Annotated in this window: 18 protein-coding genes; 2 read left to right on the top strand and 16 right to left on the bottom strand. The window is 70.9% G+C overall.

What is annotated here, in order from left to right:
* The 14 genes from secF to AC060L_RS04805 all read right to left on the bottom strand — a co-directional run bounded on the left by secF (nucleotide 1) and on the right by AC060L_RS04805 (nucleotide 13,122).
* Entirely contained in the window at nucleotides 1-1,128 is a 1,128-nt protein-coding gene (gene secF, locus AC060L_RS04740; RefSeq protein ID WP_483797174.1) for a protein translocase subunit SecF, read from the bottom strand.
* A 4-nt stretch (nucleotides 1,129-1,132) separates the two neighbouring features.
* A complete protein-coding gene (gene secD / locus AC060L_RS04745; protein WP_483797175.1) occupies nucleotides 1,133-3,052 on the bottom strand; it encodes a protein translocase subunit SecD in 1,920 nt (639 codons plus the stop codon).
* Nucleotides 3,053-3,165: 113 nt separating this feature from the next.
* Nucleotides 3,166-3,561 carry a preprotein translocase subunit YajC gene (gene yajC, locus AC060L_RS04750; protein ID WP_483797176.1) on the bottom strand — a complete coding sequence of 132 codons (396 nt, stop codon included), beginning with the start codon at nucleotides 3,559-3,561 and terminating at the stop codon, nucleotides 3,166-3,168.
* 260 nt (nucleotides 3,562-3,821) lie between these two features.
* A complete protein-coding gene (ruvB, locus tag AC060L_RS04755; protein ID WP_483797177.1) occupies nucleotides 3,822-4,931 on the bottom strand; it encodes a Holliday junction branch migration DNA helicase RuvB in 1,110 nt (369 codons plus the stop codon).
* A 45-nt stretch (nucleotides 4,932-4,976) separates the two neighbouring features.
* Complete coding sequence (ruvA, locus tag AC060L_RS04760; protein ID WP_483797178.1) at nucleotides 4,977-5,588, bottom strand: Holliday junction branch migration protein RuvA; 612 nt, start codon at nucleotides 5,586-5,588, stop codon at nucleotides 4,977-4,979.
* Nucleotides 5,585-6,139 (bottom strand): crossover junction endodeoxyribonuclease RuvC, encoded by a 555-nt coding sequence (gene ruvC / locus AC060L_RS04765; RefSeq protein WP_483797179.1) that lies wholly within the window; start codon nucleotides 6,137-6,139, stop codon nucleotides 5,585-5,587. The genes ruvA and ruvC overlap by 4 nt, the downstream gene beginning before the upstream one ends.
* A gap of 170 nt (nucleotides 6,140-6,309) precedes the next feature.
* Nucleotides 6,310-7,074 (bottom strand): YebC/PmpR family DNA-binding transcriptional regulator, encoded by a 765-nt coding sequence (locus tag AC060L_RS04770; protein ID WP_483797180.1) that lies wholly within the window; start codon nucleotides 7,072-7,074, stop codon nucleotides 6,310-6,312.
* Between the two features lie 78 nt (nucleotides 7,075-7,152).
* Nucleotides 7,153-7,770 (bottom strand): pyridoxal 5'-phosphate synthase glutaminase subunit PdxT, encoded by a 618-nt coding sequence (pdxT, locus tag AC060L_RS04775; RefSeq protein ID WP_483797181.1) that lies wholly within the window; start codon nucleotides 7,768-7,770, stop codon nucleotides 7,153-7,155.
* A gap of 99 nt (nucleotides 7,771-7,869) precedes the next feature.
* Nucleotides 7,870-8,784, bottom strand: a complete 915-nt coding sequence (gene pdxS / locus AC060L_RS04780; protein WP_483797182.1) for a pyridoxal 5'-phosphate synthase lyase subunit PdxS — start codon at nucleotides 8,782-8,784, stop codon at nucleotides 7,870-7,872.
* A gap of 231 nt (nucleotides 8,785-9,015) precedes the next feature.
* On the bottom strand, nucleotides 9,016-9,561 hold the full coding sequence (locus tag AC060L_RS04785; RefSeq protein WP_483797183.1) for a LemA family protein: 546 nt from the start codon (nucleotides 9,559-9,561) through the stop codon (nucleotides 9,016-9,018).
* Nucleotides 9,562-9,623: 62 nt separating this feature from the next.
* Nucleotides 9,624-10,790: a glycosyltransferase family 4 protein gene (locus AC060L_RS04790; RefSeq protein WP_483797184.1), complete on the bottom strand. Its 1,167-nt coding sequence runs from the start codon at nucleotides 10,788-10,790 to the stop codon at nucleotides 9,624-9,626.
* Nucleotides 10,787-11,833, bottom strand: a complete 1,047-nt coding sequence (locus AC060L_RS04795) for a phosphatidylinositol mannoside acyltransferase (protein WP_483797185.1) — start codon at nucleotides 11,831-11,833, stop codon at nucleotides 10,787-10,789. Before AC060L_RS04795 ends, AC060L_RS04790 begins: the two co-directional genes overlap by 4 nt.
* 13 nt (nucleotides 11,834-11,846) lie before the next feature.
* The gene (gene pgsA / locus AC060L_RS04800) at nucleotides 11,847-12,494 is read right to left on the bottom strand and encodes a phosphatidylinositol phosphate synthase (RefSeq protein WP_483797186.1); all 648 of its coding nucleotides are present in this window, start codon (nucleotides 12,492-12,494) and stop codon (nucleotides 11,847-11,849) included.
* A 202-nt stretch (nucleotides 12,495-12,696) separates the two neighbouring features.
* Entirely contained in the window at nucleotides 12,697-13,122 is a 426-nt protein-coding gene (locus AC060L_RS04805) for a thiol-disulfide oxidoreductase DCC family protein (RefSeq protein WP_483797187.1), read from the bottom strand.
* Nucleotides 13,123-13,312: 190 nt separating this feature from the next.
* Between AC060L_RS04805 and AC060L_RS04810 the strand changes: the two genes are divergently transcribed.
* Nucleotides 13,313-14,965 (top strand): hypothetical protein, encoded by a 1,653-nt coding sequence (locus tag AC060L_RS04810; protein ID WP_483797188.1) that lies wholly within the window; start codon nucleotides 13,313-13,315, stop codon nucleotides 14,963-14,965.
* Nucleotides 14,966-15,037: 72 nt separating this feature from the next.
* On the opposite strand, the gene AC060L_RS04815 is transcribed toward AC060L_RS04810, so the two are convergent.
* Both AC060L_RS04815 and thrS read right to left on the bottom strand, forming a co-directional pair.
* A complete protein-coding gene (locus AC060L_RS04815) occupies nucleotides 15,038-15,598 on the bottom strand; it encodes an HIT family protein (protein WP_483797189.1) in 561 nt (186 codons plus the stop codon).
* 154 nt (nucleotides 15,599-15,752) lie between these two features.
* Nucleotides 15,753-17,732, bottom strand: coding sequence for a threonine--tRNA ligase (gene thrS / locus AC060L_RS04820; protein WP_483797190.1), 1,980 nt, complete (start codon nucleotides 17,730-17,732; stop codon nucleotides 15,753-15,755).
* Between the two features lie 222 nt (nucleotides 17,733-17,954).
* Here thrS and AC060L_RS04825 point away from each other — a divergent pair, with 222 nt between their 5' ends.
* Nucleotides 17,955-18,689 (top strand): exonuclease domain-containing protein, encoded by a 735-nt coding sequence (locus AC060L_RS04825; RefSeq protein WP_483797192.1) that lies wholly within the window; start codon nucleotides 17,955-17,957, stop codon nucleotides 18,687-18,689.
* Nucleotides 18,690-18,752: the final 63 nt, after the last annotated feature.

An 18,752-nucleotide genomic window follows, 5' to 3' on the forward strand; every position in this document is an offset into this window, starting at 1 on the left:
TCAGCGCTTTCCGGAGGGACGGCCCTTGCCGCGGGCCCGGCTCACCGGCTGGTTGCGCTGGCCGACCAGGCCGGCCGAGAGGCCGTCGGCCTGCTCGTCGTCCTCGTCCCCGGCCAGGCCGTCGGACGCGTCCTGCGGAGCGAGCGCGGCCGCCTTGGCGTCCGCGGCACGCCGCTGGGCGACCCGCTTGGCCAGCGCCCGCATCTGCGGGGTCTGCTCCTTGAGCTGCGCCAGCAGCGGGGTGGCGACGCAGATCGAGGAGTAGGCACCGGCGGACAGACCCACGAAGAGCGCGAGCGAGATGTCGTTCAGCGTGCCGGCGCCGAGCAGGCCGCCACCGATGAAGAGCAGCGCGGCCACCGGCAGCAGCGCGACCACGGTGGTGTTCAGCGAACGCACCAGGGTCTGGTTGAGGCCCGCGTTGGCCGCCTCGCTGTAGGTGAGCTTGTTCTGCTTCTCCAGGTCCTTGGTGTTCTCGCGCACGGTGTCGAAGACGACGACCGTGTCGTAGAGCGAGTAGCCGAGGATCGTCAGGAAGCCGATCACGGTGCCCGGGGTGACCTCGAAGCCGACCAGGGCGTAGACGCCGATGGTGATCACGAGGTCGTGGATCAGCGCGACCAGGGCGGCCACCGCCATCTGCCACTCGAACGCGACCGCCAGGTAGAGCGTCACCAGGACCATGAAGACGATCAGGCCGAGCAGCGCCTTCTGGGAGATCTCGTGACCCCAGCTCGGGCCGACCACCTGGGCGTTGATGTTGCTCGCCGGGATGTCCAGGTCGGTGGAGAGCTGCTTGGTGAAGTCGTCCGCGGACACCTTCTCGTTCGCGCTGACCTGGATCCGGATCTGACCGTCACCGGTGGCCTGCACCTGCGGGGTCGAGTCACCGACGATCTTGTTGGAGCTGTCCTGCGCCTGGACGACGGTGAGCCCGGGCTTCTGGACGGTGTAGACCGAACCGCCCTTGAACTCGATGCCCAGGTGCAGGCCGATCACGGTCAGACCGATGATCGCCGCGGCCGCGATGGCCGCCGAGATGCTGTACCAGAGCTTGCGCCGGCCGACGAAGTCGAAGCTGACCTCGCCCTGGTAGAGACGGTGGCCGAGGTTGCCGAAGCGTGACATCGGGTCAGGCCTCCTTCACGGCGGAGGTTGCGGGGCGACGGCGGCTGCCGCGCACCGGCGGGCGGGCGCCCAGGCGCTTCGGGTCCAGGCCGGACCACGGGTGGCCGTCGGCGAAGAACTTCTTCCGGGCCAGCAGCGTGATCAGCGGCTTGGTGAACAGGAAGATCACCACGATGTCGAGCAGCGTGGTCAGCCCCAGCGTGAACGCGAAGCCCTGGACCTTCCCGACCGAGACGATGTACAGCACGGTGGCACAGAGGATCGAGACGAAGTCCGAGACCAGGATCGTGCGCCGGGCCCGCGGCCAGGCGCGCTGGACGGCGGGGCGCAGTAGCGCGCCCTCACGGACCTCGTCGCGGATCCGCTCGAAGTACACGATGAACGAGTCCGCCGTGATGCCGATCGCCACGATCGCACCGCAGACGGCCGGCAGGTTCAGCGCGAAGCCGATGCCGGCGCCGAGCAGCGTCATGATCGTGTAGGTCAGGATCGCGGAGACGAGCAGACCGCCGATCGAGACCAGGCCCAGGCCGCGGTAGTAGATCAGCGAGTAGAGGATGACCAGCGCCAGGCCGATCGCGCCGGCGAGCATGCCGGCGTGCAGCTGGTCGCCACCGAGCGCGGCGGTCACCGTGGTGACGTCGCTCTTGTCGAAGCTGAGCGGCAGCGCGCCGTAGCTCAGCACGTTGGCCAGGCTGCTCGCCTGGTCCTGGGTGAAGGAGCCGGAGATCACGGCGTTGCCACCGGTGATCGACTGGCTGACGTACGGGTGCGAGACGACCCGGCCGTCCAGCACGATGGCGAACTGGTTCGCCGGCGACTGCTGGGTGGCGAGCGCGCCGGTGGTGGCGGCGAAGGCCTTGGAACCGGCGTCGTTGAAGGTCAGCTGGACCTCCCAGCCGGCGGCGTTCTGGGTGTCGTAGGCGGCCTGCGCCTTGGACACGTCAGCACCCTGGACGGCGACCGGACCGAGCGCGAACTTGAACCACTGGTTCTGCTCCTTGTCGTAGGAGCAGGCGACCGTGTCCTTGGTCGGGTCGGTCTGGTAGTCCTTGTTCTGCTGCGCCGTGTTGGAGCAGTCCAGCGCGGCGAACTGCTGCGCCAGATCGGCGGGCGGCTGGCCCTGGAGGCTCGCGGCCGAGATGTCGGCGGCGGTCGCCGGCGGCTGGGCGCTCGGGGCGGCCGACGCGGGGACGGCTGCGCCGCTCGGGACGCCCGGGGCCGGGGCGGACGCGGCGGCCGAGCCGGACGCGGGAGCACCGGAGGCGGGGGCACCGGACGCGGGAGCGCCGGAGGCGGCGTCGGCGGCGAGCAGACCCTGGGAGATCGCCCGGCCGGCCGTCGAGGCACTGGCCGAGGCGCTGGGCGACGCGGAACCCGAGGCACTGGCGCTCGCACTGGCCGAAGCACTGGCACTGGCGCCGGCCGAGGCGCTACCGGACGGGCTGGCCGCGGCGCTCGGCGAGCCGCTCGCGGAGCCGCTGGGCGCCGGCTTCGGGCTGCTGCTCGCGGGAGGGATGACGAACGGACCCGAGGACGCCGACGCGATCACCGGGCGGAAGTACAGCTTGGCAGTGGTACCGACCTGCTCGGCCGCCTGCTGGCTGTTCGTCCCGCGCGGGATGTTGACGATGATGTTGTTGCTGCCCTGGGTCTGAACCTCCGCCTCGGAGACACCGAAAGCGTTGACACGCTTCTGGATGATCCCGACGGCGGTGTTCATGTTGGTCGAGTTGACCGCGTTCTTGTCGGTGGACTTGGCCGTCAGCGTGATGCTGGTACCGCCGGCGAGGTCGATCCCGAGGCGAGGCGTCTTGTGGCCTGTCCCGAACATGAGGGCGACCAGACCGACGGTCACCGCGAGGATCAGGGCCAGTGCCCGCCCCGGATAACCGTCGCGCGGACGCGACTTGGGTGTTGCCACCTTGCTCGTTTCTCCCTGTCCCATGCCGCCGGCTCAGCGCCGCCCGGCCCGTCGTGGGGACAGGGGGCAGCGCGAGCCGCGGACAACCGTGAAGTGCTGCAGACCGTCCGGAACTACTTGCCGGCGGACCGTTCCCCGTCGCCCTTCTCCAGGTTGACGGACTCGTCCGACAGCTCGGCCCCGACGGGCTCGGCGTCGGCGAGCTCGGCGAGCTCGGCGGACTCGTCCTGCTCGGGACGGCCGTTGATGATCTCGTCGTACTCCTGCGGGTCGATCACCGCAGCGACCGCGCTCTTCGAGAAGTGCGTCACGACGCCAGGCGCGATCTCCAGCTCGACGCTGGAGTCGTTCACCGCCTTGACCAGCGCGTACATCCCCCCGATGGTGCGCACCGCCGAACCCGGCTCCATCGCCGACTGCATGCTCTGGGCCTGCTGCTGGCGCTTCTTCTGCGACCGGAACATCAGGAAGATCGCGGCGATCGGGAGGAGAAGGATGATGAAGTTCACAGCAGCAAGGTCCTTTACGGCCACCCGGCGGATGGCCAGTGGAGATGGTCGGCCCGTCAGGCGAGACGGGGCGGTCCGGCGAAGTCTAGGAGACCCGCTCTGATCGGACAACGCCAAGCATCGCATCCTGCCGCCGAAGGTGGCGAGTCCCTGACGTGTCCACGCGCCGAAGGACCGCAAACCGGTCCCGCACGCCTGGCCGAACCGGCCTTGATCAGGAGACTTCGCCCTCCCGCCGAGCCCTGCGCCCGACCCCGCGCTCAGCCCTCGGCGGGCCGGAACAGCTCCGGCTGGGCGGGCACCGCACCGCGCCCGGCGGCCGGCTGCACCGGCGGGGTCAGCCCCAGGTGCTGCCAGGCGGCGGCGGTCGCGATCCGGCCGCGCGGGGTGCGGGCCAGCAGACCCTCGCGGACCAGGAACGGCTCGGCCACCTCCTCGACCGTCTCGGCCTCCTCCCCCACCGCGACCGCCAGCGTGGAGAGCCCGACCGGGCCGCCGCCGAACAGGCGCAGCAGCGCGTTCAGCACCGCGCGGTCCAACCGGTCCAGACCGCGCTCGTCCACCTCGTAGACCTGGAGCGCACGGGCCGCGATCCGCTGGTCGACGACGCCGTCGTGTTCGACCTGCGCGTAGTCGCGCACCCGGCGCAGCAGCCGGTTGGCGATCCGGGGCGTGCCGCGCGAGCGGCCGGCGATCTCGGCGGCACCGGCCGGGTCGATCTCGACGTCCAGCAGCGAGGCCGAGCGGTGCACCACCCGCTCCAGCTCGGCGGGGGCGTAGAACTCCATGTGGCCGGTGAAGCCGAAGCGGTCGCGCAGCGGCGGCGGCAGCAGCCCGGCCCGGGTGGTCGCGCCGACCAGCGTGAACGGCGGCAGCTCCAGCGGGATCGCGGTGGCGCCGGGTCCCTTGCCGACGATCACATCGACCCGGAAGTCCTCCATCGCCATGTAGAGCATCTCCTCGGCCGGGCGCGACATCCGGTGGATCTCGTCCAGGAAGAGCACCTCGCCCTCGGTCAGCGAGGAGAGGATCGCCGCCAGGTCGCCGGCGTGCTGGATCGCCGGACCGGAGGTGATCCGGATCGGCGCGTTCAGCTCGGCGGCGATGATCATCGACAGCGTGGTCTTGCCGAGCCCGGGCGGGCCGCTGAGCAGCACGTGGTCGGGCGCGCTGCCGCGCATCCGGGCCGCCCGCAGCACCAGCGAGAGCTGCTCGCGCACCCGCTCCTGGCCGATGAACTCGTCCAGCGCCTTGGGGCGCAGCGCCGCCTCGACCGCCTGGTCCTCACCGTCGGCGGCCGAGGCGACCAGGCGGTCGCCGGCGAAGCCGTCGGCGGCCGACCGGTCGGCAGGATCGTCGTACGGGTTCATCAGGGCGGGCTCCAAGTCGACAAAGTGATGAAGCGTCAGGTCGTGCTATCGAGTTCGGTTGAGCGAGCGCAGCGCGGCCTTCAGCAGCGCCCCGACATCGGTGCGGGCCTGTGCCTCGGCCTCCGGAGTGACCGCGACGACCGCCTCCTCCGCCTCGCGCGGAGCGTAGCCGAGACCGACCAGCGCCGCATGCAGCTGCTCGCTCCACGGCGCGGGCCCGGCCGCCGCCGGCTTCTGCGCCGGCACGCTGCCGACCGGGCTGCCGAGCTTGTCCTTGTACTCCAGCAGCAGCTTGGCCGCCTTCGCCTTGCCGATCCCGGGCACCTGGATCAGCGCCCGCTCGTCGCCACCGGCCACCGCCAGGCGCAGCGCGTCCGGACTGTGCACGCCCAGCATCGCCTGCGCGAGCCGCGGCCCGACCCCCGGGGCGGCCTGCAGGACCTCGAAGGTGGCGCGTTCGTCGTCGTCCGCGAAGCCGTAGAGCGTCAGCGAGTCCTCACGGACCACCAGCGAGGTGGCCAGCCGGGCCGGCTCGCCGAGCCGCAGCGCGGCCAGCGTGTTCGGCGAGCACTGCACCGCGAGGCCGACGCCGCCGACCTCGACGACGGCGGTGCCGGCCGCGATGGCCGCGACCGGGCCCTGAACGAAGGCGATCACAGGCGGGGCTCCTTACGAACTGCCGGACGGGTGTTGGTGGCCGAGCGGGCGGCCAGCGCGGCGGCGATCTTGTCGGTGGCCGTGCCGCGCCAGATGTGACAGATCGCCAGCGCCAGCGCGTCGGCCGCGTCGGCCGGCTTGGGCGGCGTGTCGAGCCGCAGCAGCCTGGTCACCATCGCGGTGACCTGCGCCTTGTCGGCGCGCCCGGAGCCGGTCACGGCCGCCTTGACCTCACTGGGCGTGTGCAGCACCACCGGTATCCCACGCCGGGTGGCGCACAGCATCGCGACCGCGCTGGCCTGCGCGGTGCCCATCACGGTGCTGACGTTGTGCTGCGCGAAGACCCGCTCGATCGCGACGATGTCGGGCCGGTGGGCGTCGATCCACTCCGACAGGCCGGCCTCGATCGCCAGCAGCCGGTGCGGCACCTCCTGATCGGCCGGGGTGCGCACCACCCCGACCCCGAGCATCCGCAGCGGCCGGCCCGGCGCGCCCTCGACCACGCCGACGCCGCACCTGGTCAGCCCCGGGTCCACGCCCAGTACCCGCACCGTGCCGCCCTTCGTCTCCGGCCCGCCCGGATCGTCCGGTCGTGCCTGGTCAGACCCTAGCGCCAGGCACCGACAGCCAGGCAGCGACAGCCCCGACAACGACACCGGCCCGGCGGTCCCTGGGGACCACCGGGCCGGACAGCCCCTCGCCGGGGCCGTCAGCTGTCAGCTCACTCGTCGTCGAGCTGGGCGCCGACCTCGTCCGGGATGTCGAAGTTGGCGAAGACGTTCTGCACGTCGTCGCTGTCCTCCAGGGCGTCGATCAGCTTGAGGATCTTGCGCGCACCCTCGACGTCCACCTCGACCTGCATGCTCGGCACGAAGTTCGCGTCCGCCGAGTCGTAGTCGAGACCGGCGTCCACCAGCGCGGTGCGCACGGCGACCAGGTCGGTCGCCTCGGAGATCACCTCGAGGGAGTCACCGAGGTCGCTGACCTCCTCGACGTCCAGACCGGCCTCCAGCACGACCTCCAGGACCCGGTCCTCGTCCACGCCGTCGACCTTGGGGACGACCACGACGCCCTTGCGGTTGAACAGGTAGGAAACCGAACCCGGGTCGGCCATCGAGCCGCCGTTGCGGGTCATCGCGACGCGCACGTCGGAGGCGGCGCGGTTGCGGTTGTCGGTGAGGCACTCGATGAGCACCGCGACACCGTTCGGCCCGTAGCCCTCGTACATGATCGTCGAGTAGTCGGCCCCGCCGGCCTCGGCGCCCGAGCCGCGCTTGACGGCCCGGTTGATGTTGTCGATCGGGACCGAGCTCTTCTTGGCCTTCTGGATGGCGTCGTAGAGCGTCGGGTTGCCGGCCGGATCGCCGCCGCCGGTGCGCGCCGCCACCTCGATGTTCTTGATCATCTTGGCGAAGAGCTTGCCGCGCTTGGCGTCGATCACGGCCTTCTTGTGCTTGGTGGTAGCCCACTTAGAGTGGCCGGACATCACCAGCTCCTTTACGTCGCCAAAGGGAAATGAAACAACGGAGATCCTACCGGTGTCGGGCAGGACACCAGGTACCAGCTACTTCGCCGCGCTCTCGACCATCCGGACGAAGAACTCGTGCACGCGGTGATCGCCCGTCAGCTCCGGGTGGAACGAGGTCGCCAGCAGGTTCCCCTGACGAACCGCCACGATCCGGCTCTCCGCACCGTCCGCCGCGGGCAGCTCGGCCAGCACCTCGACGCCGGCGCCGATCGCCTCGACCCACGGAGCACGGATGAAGACGCCGTGCACCGGCTCGCCGTCGAAGCCCTTGAACGCGATCGCGGACTCGAAGGACTCGTTCTGCCGGCCGAAGGCGTTGCGGCGCACGGTCATGTCGATGCCGCCGACGGTCTGCTGGTCGTCCCGGCCGTCCAGCACCTTGTCCGCCAGCATGATCATGCCCGCGCAGGAGCCGTAGACCGGCATGCCCGTCGCGACCCGGGCCCGCAGCGGCGCCATCAGGCCGAACGAGAGCGCCAGGTTGGACATCGTGGTGGACTCGCCGCCGGGGATCACCAGGGCGTCGACCTCGGCCAGCTCCTCGGCCCGGCGGACCGGACGGGCCTGGGCGTCCGCCTCGGCGAGCGCTATCAGGTGCTCGCGGACATCGCCCTGCAGAGCCAGGACGCCGATCACGGGGGTGCTGCTCGACACGGTTTGTTCTACCTCTTCAAAGTCGTTGCGGGTACGTACGAGGGCCCGCCGCGCCCAGGGGCTGCGCGGCGGGCCGACGGACGAGCCAGTGCGCGGTGATTACCAGCCGCGGTTGGCGTAACGCTCGGTCTCCGGCAGGGTGTCGCAGTTGATGCCGACCATGGCCTCGCCGAGACCGCGGGAGACGTCCGCGATCACCTTCGGGTCGTCGAAGAACGTGGTGGCCTTCACGACGGCGGCGGCACGCTTGGCCGGGTCGCCCGACTTGAAGATGCCCGAGCCGACGAAGACGCCCTCGGCGCCGAGCTGCATCATCAGCGCGGCGTCGGCCGGGGTGGCCACGCCACCGGCGGAGAACAGCACGACCGGGAGCTTGCCCAGCTGCGCGACCTCCTTGACCAGCTCGTACGGGGCCTGCAGGTTCTTCGCCGCGACGTACAGCTCGTTCTCGTCCAGCGTGGCCAGGCGGCGGATGTCGCCGTTGATCTGGCGCATGTGGCGAACGGCCTCGACGACGTTGCCGGTGCCGGCCTCGCCCTTGGAGCGGATCATGGCCGCACCCTCGGCGATCCGGCGCAGCGCCTCACCGAGGTTGGTGGCGCCACAGACGAAGGGGGTGGTGAACGCCCACTTGTCCGAGTGGTTGACCTCGTCGGCCGGGGTCAGGACCTCGGACTCGTCGATGTAGTCGACGCCGAGCGCCTGCAGGACCTGGGCCTCGACGAAGTGGCCGATGCGGGACTTGGCCATCACCGGGATGGACACGGCGTTGATGATGCCGTCGATCATGTCCGGGTCGGACATCCGGGCCACGCCGCCGTCCTTGCGGATGTCGGCGGGGACGCGCTCCAGCGCCATGACGGCGACGGCACCGGCATCCTCAGCGATCTTGGCCTGCTCGGCGTTGACCACGTCCATGATCACACCGCCCTTGAGCTGCTCGGCCATGCCGCGCTTGACCCGGGCGGTACCGATCTGCGGCTGGTCGGCGGAAGCGGGAGTGGTGGTGGACACGTAAGACCTCACTCGAAGACGAACCGGTGCTATCGCCCTATGGTAGGCCGTACAACTGGCCGATCGATGCGCCACCAAGTCCATTCACCCAGATCGGATGCGCCAAAGAGGCCGGAACCCTCCGCAAACCGACCATCTTTCAGGCCCCGATCAGGCACCGATCGAGCACCGCCACAGCCCGAATCCAGCCACAACTCAGGGCACAGCTCAGGCCACAGCTCGGGCCCCGGCTCAGGCCGGCGCGCCCTGCGGAACGAGCGCCGCCGGCGGCTCGTCGTCCATCTCGAACGCCAGCGGAAACGGCGCCCGCCCGGCGAGTCGGAAGTACCGCACCAGCCGGTGGATCCGCACCTGACGCGCCGCCCGCACCGCGTCGTTGTGGAACCGGCGCGCCATCGGCACCCGCCGCACCGCCGAGGTCAGATCGCGCAGCGCCTCCTCGCCCCCCGGCGCCGCCCGCAGCACCTCCACCTGCTCCGGCTCGGCGAACACCGCGCGCAGCGCCTGGCTCAACTCGCTCTCCGCCACCTCGCGGTGCTCCTCGTCCGCCTGCCGCGCCGCGTGCGAGGCCTCGTACAGCACGATCGAGGTCGCCGGATCCAGCACCGAGGAGGTCGCCAACTCCTGTGCCACCGAAGCACGGCGCAGCAACTGCGCGTCCAGCGCCGCCCGCGCGGCGTCGATCCGCGCGTGCAGCCGGTCCAGCCGACCGGCCGTCCAGCTCAGGTAGACGGCGAACAGCACCACGGCCAACGCGGCCCAGATCCAGGTAGTCACGGGGCGCAACGCTACCGGCTCGCCGGAGTGTGACCGAGGTCACGTCAACCGGTTCAGTCGGCTCAGCCGCGCGGCAGACCCAGCCGCTCGCGCCAGCCGGTCCGCTCGTCCTCCCGCACGCCCGCGGCGCCGGTCCCGTCGGTCACCGTCTCGTACACCGCGAGGATGTCGGCACCCACCGTCGCCCAGTCGAAGCGCTGCACGTGCCGCGAGGCCGCCAGCCGCAGCTCGGCCAGCCGCGCCGGGTCGTCCAGCAGCCGCACCGCGGCCGCCGCCAGCGCCGAAGCGTCCTCCACCGGGAACAGCTCCCCCGCCAGGCCGCCGTCCAGCACCTGCGCGAACGCGTCCAGATCGCTCGCCAGCACCGGCGCCGCCGCCGACATCGCCTCCACCAGGATGATCCCGAAGCTCTCGCCACCGGTGTTCGGCGCGACGTACAGGTCCACGCTGCGCAGCAGCCGGGCCTTCTCCACGTCGCTCACCATGCCCAGGAAGACCACCCGCTCGCGGACCTCCGGCGCCAGCGCGGCCGCCGCCTCCGCCTCGTCGCCCTTCCCCGCCACCAGCAGCCGCACGTCCGGGCGCGCCGCCAGGATCTCCGGCAGCGCCGCCAGCAGTGTCGGCAGGCCCTTGCGCGGCTCGTTGATCCGCCCGATGAACCCGATCGTCGCCCCCGACCAGCGCGGATCCGGCTCCGCCTCGGCGAAGAACGAGACGTCCACCCCGTTCGGGATCACCACCGCGTCCCCGCCCAGGTGCTCCACCAGCGTGCGCCGCGCGTACTCGCTCACCGCGATCCGCGCGCTCAGCTTCTCCAGCGCCGGCTGCAGGATCGGCGAGGCCGCGATCATCGCCCGCGAGCGCGGGTTCGAGGTGTGGAAGGTCGCCACCATCGGCCCGGTCGCCGCCCAGGCCGCCAGCATCGACAGACTCGGCGAGGCCGGCTCGTGCACGTGCAGGATGTCGAAGTCGCCGTCGCGCAGCCAGCGCCGCACCCGGGTCGCCGAGATGATCCCGAAGCTGAGCCGCGCCACCGAACCGTTGTACGGCACCGCGACCGCGCGCCCCGCCGACACCACGTACGACGGCAGCTTCGAGTCGTCCTCCGCCGGCGCCAGCACCGACACCTTGTGACCCTCGGCGAGCAGCCACTCGGCCAGGTCGCGGATGTGGAACTGCACGCCACCGGGCACGTCCCAGTCGTACGGGCAGACGATGCCGATCTTCACCCGACAGCCCCTCGCTCCGGCTCCGCCGCCACCGGCTCGACCACCCGGTCGACCGGCAGGTCCGCCAGCCAGAACTTCTGCAGCATGTGCCAGTCCTGCGGATGCCGGGCGATCTCGACCGCCCAGACGTCCGCCATCGCCTGCGTCATCTGCGCCGTCGCCACCTTCCGGTCCACGCCCTGCGGCACGCCGATCGGCGGGTGGATGGTCGCCCGCATCACCGGACCGTCGTACCAGAGCGAGACCGGCAGCAGCGCCGCCCCGGTCCGCTGCGCCAGCGCGGCCGGGCCGGCCGGCATCCGGGTCGTCTCGCCGAAGAACCGCACCGGCAGCCCCGCCGCCGACAGGTCCCGGTCCCCGACCAGGCAGATCAGCCTGCCCTCGCGCAGCCGGCGGGCCAGCGTCCCGATCACCGAGATGTCGCTGCCGGTCAGCGCCAGCACCTCCATCCCGAGGCCCTCGCGGTAGGCGACGAAGCGGTCGAAGAGCGACTCCGGCTTCAGCCGCTCGGCGACCGTGGTGAAGGGCAGGCCCTGGGTCCGCGCCACCCAGGCGCCGGCCAGGTCCCAGTTCGCCATGTGCGGCAGGGCGACCACCGCGCCGCGCCCGGCCGCCATCGCCGCCGTCAGGTGCTCGACACCCTGGACGTCTATCCGGTCCGCGATCTTCCGGTCGTTCCACACCGGCAGCCGGAAGGACTCCATCCAGTACCGCAGGTAGGAGCGCATGCCGGCCCGGGACAGCTCGCGCAGCTCGGCCGACGAGGCCTGCGGCCGCACCCGCGCGAGATTGCGCTCCAGCTGCCGCACCCCCTTGCCCTGCCGCCGCCAGGTCAGATCGGCCAGCTGGTCACCCAGGACCCGCACCGCCGGCTCCGGAAGCAGCTTCAGCGCACCCCAGCCCGCCGCGTAACCCGCGTCGACCAGCCGGTCACGCAGCCGCGCCTCAGACTTCGGTGCCGCGCCCTTCGGCGCCTCGCCGTTCGGTGCCGCGCCGTTGGGTGCCCCGGCCTGCGGTGCCCCGGTCATGGGTGCCTCGGTCATGGATGTCGTCGTCCTAGCTCTCTCGTGCGACGGCCGCCGCCTCGAACGCCTCGCGGCGCACCGTCAACATCCGCTGCAGCACCGTGACCAGGCTGCCCACCCCGACCAGCCAGAGCGCGACCGGCAGCAGCCACTCGACGTACGGCACACCGAACGTGTGCAGGCCGGAGATACCCGCCGCGACCAGCGTGACCACCAGCCGCTCGGCCCGCTCCACCAGCCCCGACACGTCACACGGCAGGCCCAGGCTCTCCGCCCGCGCCTTCGTGTACGAGACCACCTGGCCGCTCGCCAGGCAGAGCACCGCGACCGCGCAGAGCAGGTCGTTGTCACCGTGCCCGGCGTACCAGAGCGCCAGACCACCGAAGATCGCCGCGTCCGCCACCCGGTCGAGCGTGGAGTCCAGGAACGCACCCCACTTGTTCGAGGTCCCGGCCTGGCGGGCCATGTTGCCGTCCACCAGGTCCGAGAAGATGAACAGGGTGATCGTGATCGTGCCCCAGAAGAACTCCCCGCGCGGGAAGAACACCAGCGCACCCGCCACCGAACCGGCGGTGCCGATCAGCGTCACCGCGTCCGGGCTCACCCCCCAGCGCAGCAGCAGAGCGGCGAACGGGGTCAGGACACGTGTGAAGAAGGCACGCGCGTATTTGTTGAGCATGGCCTTCCCGACCGCTCCGATCTCACCGGATTTCACCGGCGGCCGAAATGCGGCACAGCCGGTCCACCGAATGGATCAGCCCACCCGGCGCAACCCATGGTATCCAGGCCACTCCCCCGACTCTGCCGCCGCACACCCGATCGGCCGCTGCCCGAGGGCCGCCCGACCGCCGCCCGAGGGCCGCGACGGTAGTACGGCCGGACTACGGCCGGTTCGCCAGCGAGCACGCCTTGGTACCGCCCGGCATCCGGTGCCGGTTGCGCGCCACCCAGCGGTACGCCAGACCCGCCAGCGGCCGCACCGGCGGCAGCGCGATCAGCGCACCCAGATACGCCCACACCCCACCCGAGCGCGCCAGCAGCTTCGCCACCGCCAGCTCCCCGCCGTACACCCGCCCCGACGGCGTGACCAAGAGCACCTCGCGCTCCGCCCGCTCCTCCGTCACCCCGAGCGCCGCCAGATCCGCGAACTGGAACGGCACCGCCGTCCACCCCGCCGAGGCCAGCGTCTGCCGCAGATACCGCTCGGCCAGCCGGGTACAGGAACTGCAGAACGCACAGTCCCCGTCGAAAACCAGGATCGGGTCAGGATTCGCGAGCGCCGCTGACTCGGCTTCAGAACCAGTCATGGCAACGATCCTGCCGCATCAGGATCGAAGCGCCCGCATCAGGGGCAACAAACCGGGAAGAATGAGCCCGCGCCGTCAGCACACCCGCAGATGACGTCTCTTCACAACTGACACAGCTTCAGACGATCTTCGGCGCGACCGGCCGACAGCGCGGTAACCTGCCGCAGACAGGGGAGGAGGGGAGACCGCCATGGCCAGCAAGCTCGACATGACCCCCGGTGCGCAGATACCCCGCACGGACGCCGGACCGCAGACCGTGGTCACCCAGGCACTCGCGTCGGTCGCCTACCGCGACGGCGCCATCAGCGGCTTCGTCGATGCCGTCCAGGACGGTGCCGGGGAGAAGAAGGGCCGGTTCGAACTCTTCGCCCCCAACATCGGCGAGGCATTCAGCAAGGCCGTGATCACCCGCACGCTCGGCGTCGGCCGCAAACCGATCGTGCCCTCCTTCGGCACCGAGCCCCGGATGGTCGTCGAGCACTGCCTGGCCGCCGAGCAGATGCGCGCCGTCCGCGACCGCAAGCTCATGTGGGTCGCGGGCCTCACCGGCCTGCTCTTCCTGCCCGGCGCGATCCTCTGGGTCGGCGCCTTCATGCTGCGCGCCCGCCTCAAGCGGACCAACGCCAAGCGGGAGGCCTGGGTCGGCCCGTTCCTGGTGATCCTGCTGCTGATCGTCGCCGCGGTGCTCGCCTGGCGGCCGCCGTTCGGCGGCTTCTTCGGCGGCTACAGCCGCATCGTGATGCTCGTCCCGGTGGCCGGCTGGTTCCTCGCCAAGCGGATCTGCCTGGCCAGCCTCAAGGAGATGCGGGCCCAGTGGACCGATCTGCTGGACGGCAACCTGACCGCGCCGATCATCCCCGGCGCCGTCCCGCGTGACGAGAACGACAAGAAGGCCGCGCTGCTCAAGGAGCAGCTGACCCGGCTGTCGATGGAGCAGGAGACGAACATCCTGCACTACGCCGGCGTCAACGGGATACTCGGCCTCGGCAAGCGCTGGGGCTCCTGGGAGATGGTCGAGGACCTGCGCCCGATCGACGGCATGGAGGACTTCCGCACCTTCCACACCTGGGACCTGGTCCGCAAGATCACCGACCGACTGAACGGCCTCGGCCGCAGCGAGGTCGGCAACGGCGCGGTGCCCAACTCCTCGGTCGAGCAGTGGGTGATCTCCGAGGTCGGCGCCGGCGCGGACGAGATCGGCCGCCCCGACGGACCCAACATGGACGGCCCCCGGATGCGCGACCACGCCGTGGTCGAGGTCGCCAACCGGCAGGGCTTCGGCGTGGACGGCCCGCGGCACTACCTCGGCACCCAGTTCGTGCTCAACCGCGGCCGGCTGATCGTCAGCGTCATGGTCACCGTCACCGTGCTCAGCAACACGCTGCGGGTCTCGGTCAACGGCCACACGCTCGGTCCGGTCGGCGGCTACTTCCACGACAAGCCGAAGCCGCGGGAGATCTCGCGGCCCAAGACCGGCAAGTTCTGGGAGGAGCAGACGATCCAGCTGCCGCTGCTCGACAACGACGAGGTGGTCCGCCAGACCGTCCGGGCCGCGTTCATGAAGGCCCCCGGACTGCTCGGCTGGCTCGGCGGCTCACTCAAGCTGCCGGAGCCGTTCGGCCTGCGCACCGCGTGGGCGACCCACCCGTGGAACAGCCGCTTCATGTCCGACGACTCGATCCGGATCGTCACACCGGTGGTCAGCGCGGTGCTCGGGGCCACCATCGAGTTCCTCCAGGACCACGACATCAACACCGAGCGGTTCAACACCCGCGGGCTGATCATGCGCTCCGAACTGCAGGGCGTACGGCCGTTCCGGGCGGACGTGTACGACGCCGGCTGACGGTGTCGGCGGAGCGCGACGCGACGAAGAGCGGGGCCGGAGTTACTCGGGCCCCGCTCTTCGTTTTGTGGCTCAGCGCTGCGGCCAGGCCTCGGCGAGCATCTTGCGGGTGTCGGCCAGCAGCTGGGGCAGCACCTTCGTGTGGCCCACCACCGGCATGAAGTTGGTGTCGCCACCCCAGCGCGGCACCACGTGCTGGTGCAGGTGCGCCGCGATCCCGGCACCGGCCGCGCCGCCCTGGTTCATCCCGATGTTGAACCCGTGCGCCCCCGAGGCGGCGCGCAGCGCCGTCATCGCCTGCTTCGTCAGCGCGGCGAGCTCGACGGTCTCCTCGTCGGTCAGCTCGGTGTAGTCGGCCACGTGCCGGTACGGGACGACCATCAGGTGGCCGCCGTTGTACGGGTAGAGGTTGAGCACCGCGAAGACGTGCGCGCCACGGGTGATGATCAGCCCATCCTCGTCGCTGAGCGACGGGATCGAGCAGAACGGGCAGCCGTCATCGGGAGCGGGCCCGGTGGGCTTGTTCTCCCCCTGGATGTAGGCCATCCGATGGGGCGTCCACAGACGCCGGAAGCCGTCCGGCTCCCCGACGCCCTGCTGCAGTTCCGGCTCACTCGTCATGCTGATCAGCATATTCGGAGCTGGGCGGTGGGAAACCAGTGCGGGGGCAGACTCCTGGTGGAGTCCGCCCCCGCACTTGAACCCCCGCGATCGCGGGGCGGATGCTGTGCCCTAGATCCGCTGCAGCATCGGGTTCGGATCACCCCCGCTCAAGCGGGGCCCGGCGTCACACCTGGATGCGACGCTCCACCGCATCAACGATCTCCTGGATCGCCTCGTCACGGGGCACGCCGTTCTTCTGCTCACCGTTGCGGTAGCGGAAGCTCACCGCGCCGGCCTCGACGTCGTCGTTACCCGCGATGATCATGAACGGAACCTTGGATTTCTGGGCGTTCCTGATTTTCTTCTGCATCCGCTCGTCCGAGGCGTCCACCTCGACCCGGATCCCACGCTTCTTCAGCTCGGCCGCGACCTCCTGGAGGTACGGCACGTGCTCCTCGGTGATCGGGATGCCGACCACGGTGACCGGAGCCAGCCACGGCGGCATCGCGCCCGCGTAGTGCTCCAGCAGGACGGCGAAGAAACGTTCGATCGACCCGAACAACGCCCGGTGGATCATCACCGGCCGCTGACGGTTGCCGTCGGCGCCCTGGAACTCCAGCTCGAAGCGGTTCGGCAGCTGGAAGTCCACCTGGATCGTGGACATCTGCCAGGTCCGGCCGATCGCGTCGCGCGCCTGGACCGAGATCTTCGGGCCGTAGAACGCCGCGCCCTCGGGGTCCAGCACCAGTTCGAGGTTCTGCTTCTCGGCGGCCGCCCGCAGCGTCTCGGTGGCCTCCTCCCAGTCCTCGTCCGAGCCGATCGACTTCTCCGGGTCCCGGGTCGAGAGCTCCAGGTAGAAGTCGGTCAGGCCGTAGTCGCGCAGCAGCTCCAGCACGAAGGTGAGCAGCGAGTCGAGCTCGCCGGCCATCTGCTCCTTGGTGCAGTAGATGTGCGCGTCGTCCTGGGTGAAGCCGCGGGCGCGGGTCAGGCCGTGCACCACACCCGACTTCTCGTACCGGTAAACCGTGCCGAACTCGAAGAGCCGCAGCGGCAGTTCACGGTACGACCGACCGCGCGAGCGGTAGATCAGGTTGTGCATCGGGCAGTTCATCGGCTTGAGGTAGTAGTCGTTCTCGCCGTCGAGCTGCATGGGGGGGTACATGCCGTCGGCGTACCAGTCGAGGTGACCGGAGAGCTCGAACAGCGTGCCCTTGGTGGCGTGCGGGGTGTAGACGAACTCGTAGCCCGCCTCCTCGTGCCGCTTGCGCGAGTAGTCCTCCATGGCCCGGCGCATCACGCCGCCCTTGGGGTGGAAGACCGCGAGGCCGGAGCCGATCTCCTCGGGGATCGAGAAGAGGTCCAGCTCGTTGCCGAGCTTGCGGTGGTCGCGCTTGGCGGCCTCCTCGAGGAACTCGAGGTGTGCCTTCAGCTCGTCCTTGGTCGGCCACGCGGTGCCGTAGATGCGCTGGAGCTGCTGGTTTTTCTCGCTGCCACGCCAGTAGGCGGCCGCCGAGCGCATGATCTTGAACGCCGGGATCATCCGGGTGCTCGGCAGGTGCGGGCCACGGCAGAGGTCGCCCCAGCACAGCTCGCCGGACTTCGGGTCCAGGTTGTCGTAGATGGTCAGCTCGCCGCCGCCCACCTCGACGTCCGCGCCCTCGCCGGCCGTGGCGGCCGAGCCCTTGAGGCCGATCAGCTCCAGCTTGTACGGCTCGTTCGCGAGCTCCTCGCGGGCGGCCTCGTCGGTGACCACCCGGCGGGCGAACTTCTGGCCCTTCTTGATGATCTCCTGCATGCGCTTCTCGACGGCCTTGAGGTCGTCGGGGTGGAACGGCTTCTCGACGTCGAAGTCGTAGTAGAAGCCGTCCTTGATCGGCGGGCCGATGCCGAGCTTCGCCTCGGGGAAGATCTCCTGGACGGCCTGGGCCATCACGTGCGCGGTGGAGTGGCGCAGGATGTTGAGGCCGTCCGGGCTGCTGATCGTGACGGGCTCGACCTCGTCGCCGTCCTGCACCTGGTAGGCGAGGTCCTTGAGGGCGCCGGCCACGCGGGCGGCGACGATCGAGCGGTCGTCGGCGAAGAGCTCGGCGGCCGTGGTGCCCGTAGTCACCACGCGCTCTTCCCGATCGGGTTCGCGGCTGATGATGATCCGGACGTCGGTCACCGGTCTCTCCTGTCGATTTGGTCCGAGGCACTCTGCCCTGGTCCGACGATGGTACCGAGACGGACGCGCCCGCTGCGCACCAATGCCGCCCCAGCTCCCCCACAGCTCCCCCGCCGCCGGGTCCGCGCCGGGAACAGAGCGGCGCCGCGCGGGTTGAGGGGGCGTCAACTGCGGTATCACCAGGGAGAACAGCCGCATGCGAGGCACCCTCGGGGGGCAGTCGTGCAGGAGTCCCGACCCTGGTTCGAGGGTCCACTCGCCTCTTTCGACACCGAGACCACCGGCGTGGACGTCGAGCTGGACCGGGTGGTGTCCGCCGCCCTGGTGGTCCAGTCCGCGCCCGGCGCCGCGCTGGAGCGGCGCAGCTGGCTGGCCGATCCGGGGGTGCCGATCCCCGAGGGCGCCCAGGCGGTGCACGGGATCAGCGACGAGCGGGCGCGGGCCGAGGGCCGGCCGCCGGCGGTGGTGACGGCCGAGCTGGCGACCGCGCTGGCCGAGCAGGCCCGGCGCGGGGTGCCGCTGGTCGTGATGAACGCGCCGTACGACCTGACGCTGCTCGACCGCGAGCTGCGCCGGCACCGCGGGAGCTCGCTGGAGGCGTTCCTGGCCGGGGCACAGCTGCTGGTGGTGGACCCGCGGGTGCTGGACAAGTACGTGGACCGCTACCGCAAGGGGCGTCGGACGCTGACCGACCTCTGCGCGCACTACGGGGTTCCGCTGGAGGGGGCGCACGACGCGACGGCGGACGCGGCGGCCTCGCTGGAGCTGGTGCGGGCGATAGCGGTGCGGCATCCGAAGCTGGGCGCCTTCTCGCCGGCCGAGCTGCACCTGCGCCAGCGCGGCTGGCACGCGGCGCAGGCCCGCGGTCTGCAGGACTGGTTCGACCGGGCCGGGACGCCGGAGCGGGTGGACCGCTCCTGGCCGCTGCGGCCGGCCCGCCAGGAGGACGCGGCCTGACGGCCGGACGGACCGCGGCCTGACGGCCGGTCAGCGAATGCATCGGGCCCCAACCGCCATTGG

It is taken from the genome of Kitasatospora sp. NEAU-69, from assembly GCF_057158765.1.

Coding starts and splice junctions, on each gene's coding strand:
- secF (WP_483797174.1), bottom strand. CDS start 1,128: ATGTCACGCTTCGGCAACCTCGGCCACCGTCTCTACCAGGGCGAGGTC.
- ruvB (WP_483797177.1), bottom strand. CDS start 4,931: ATGAACCCGTACGACGATCCTGCCGACCGGTCGGCCGCCGACGGCTTC.
- AC060L_RS04770 (WP_483797180.1), bottom strand. CDS start 7,074: ATGTCCGGCCACTCTAAGTGGGCTACCACCAAGCACAAGAAGGCCGTG.
- AC060L_RS04795 (WP_483797185.1), bottom strand. CDS start 11,833: ATGACCGAGGCACCCATGACCGGGGCACCGCAGGCCGGGGCACCCAAC.
- pgsA (WP_483797186.1), bottom strand. CDS start 12,494: ATGCTCAACAAATACGCGCGTGCCTTCTTCACACGTGTCCTGACCCCG.
- AC060L_RS04805 (WP_483797187.1), bottom strand. CDS start 13,122: ATGACTGGTTCTGAAGCCGAGTCAGCGGCGCTCGCGAATCCTGACCCG.
- AC060L_RS04810 (WP_483797188.1), top strand. CDS start 13,313: ATGGCCAGCAAGCTCGACATGACCCCCGGTGCGCAGATACCCCGCACG.
- AC060L_RS04815 (WP_483797189.1), bottom strand. CDS start 15,598: ATGCTGATCAGCATGACGAGTGAGCCGGAACTGCAGCAGGGCGTCGGG.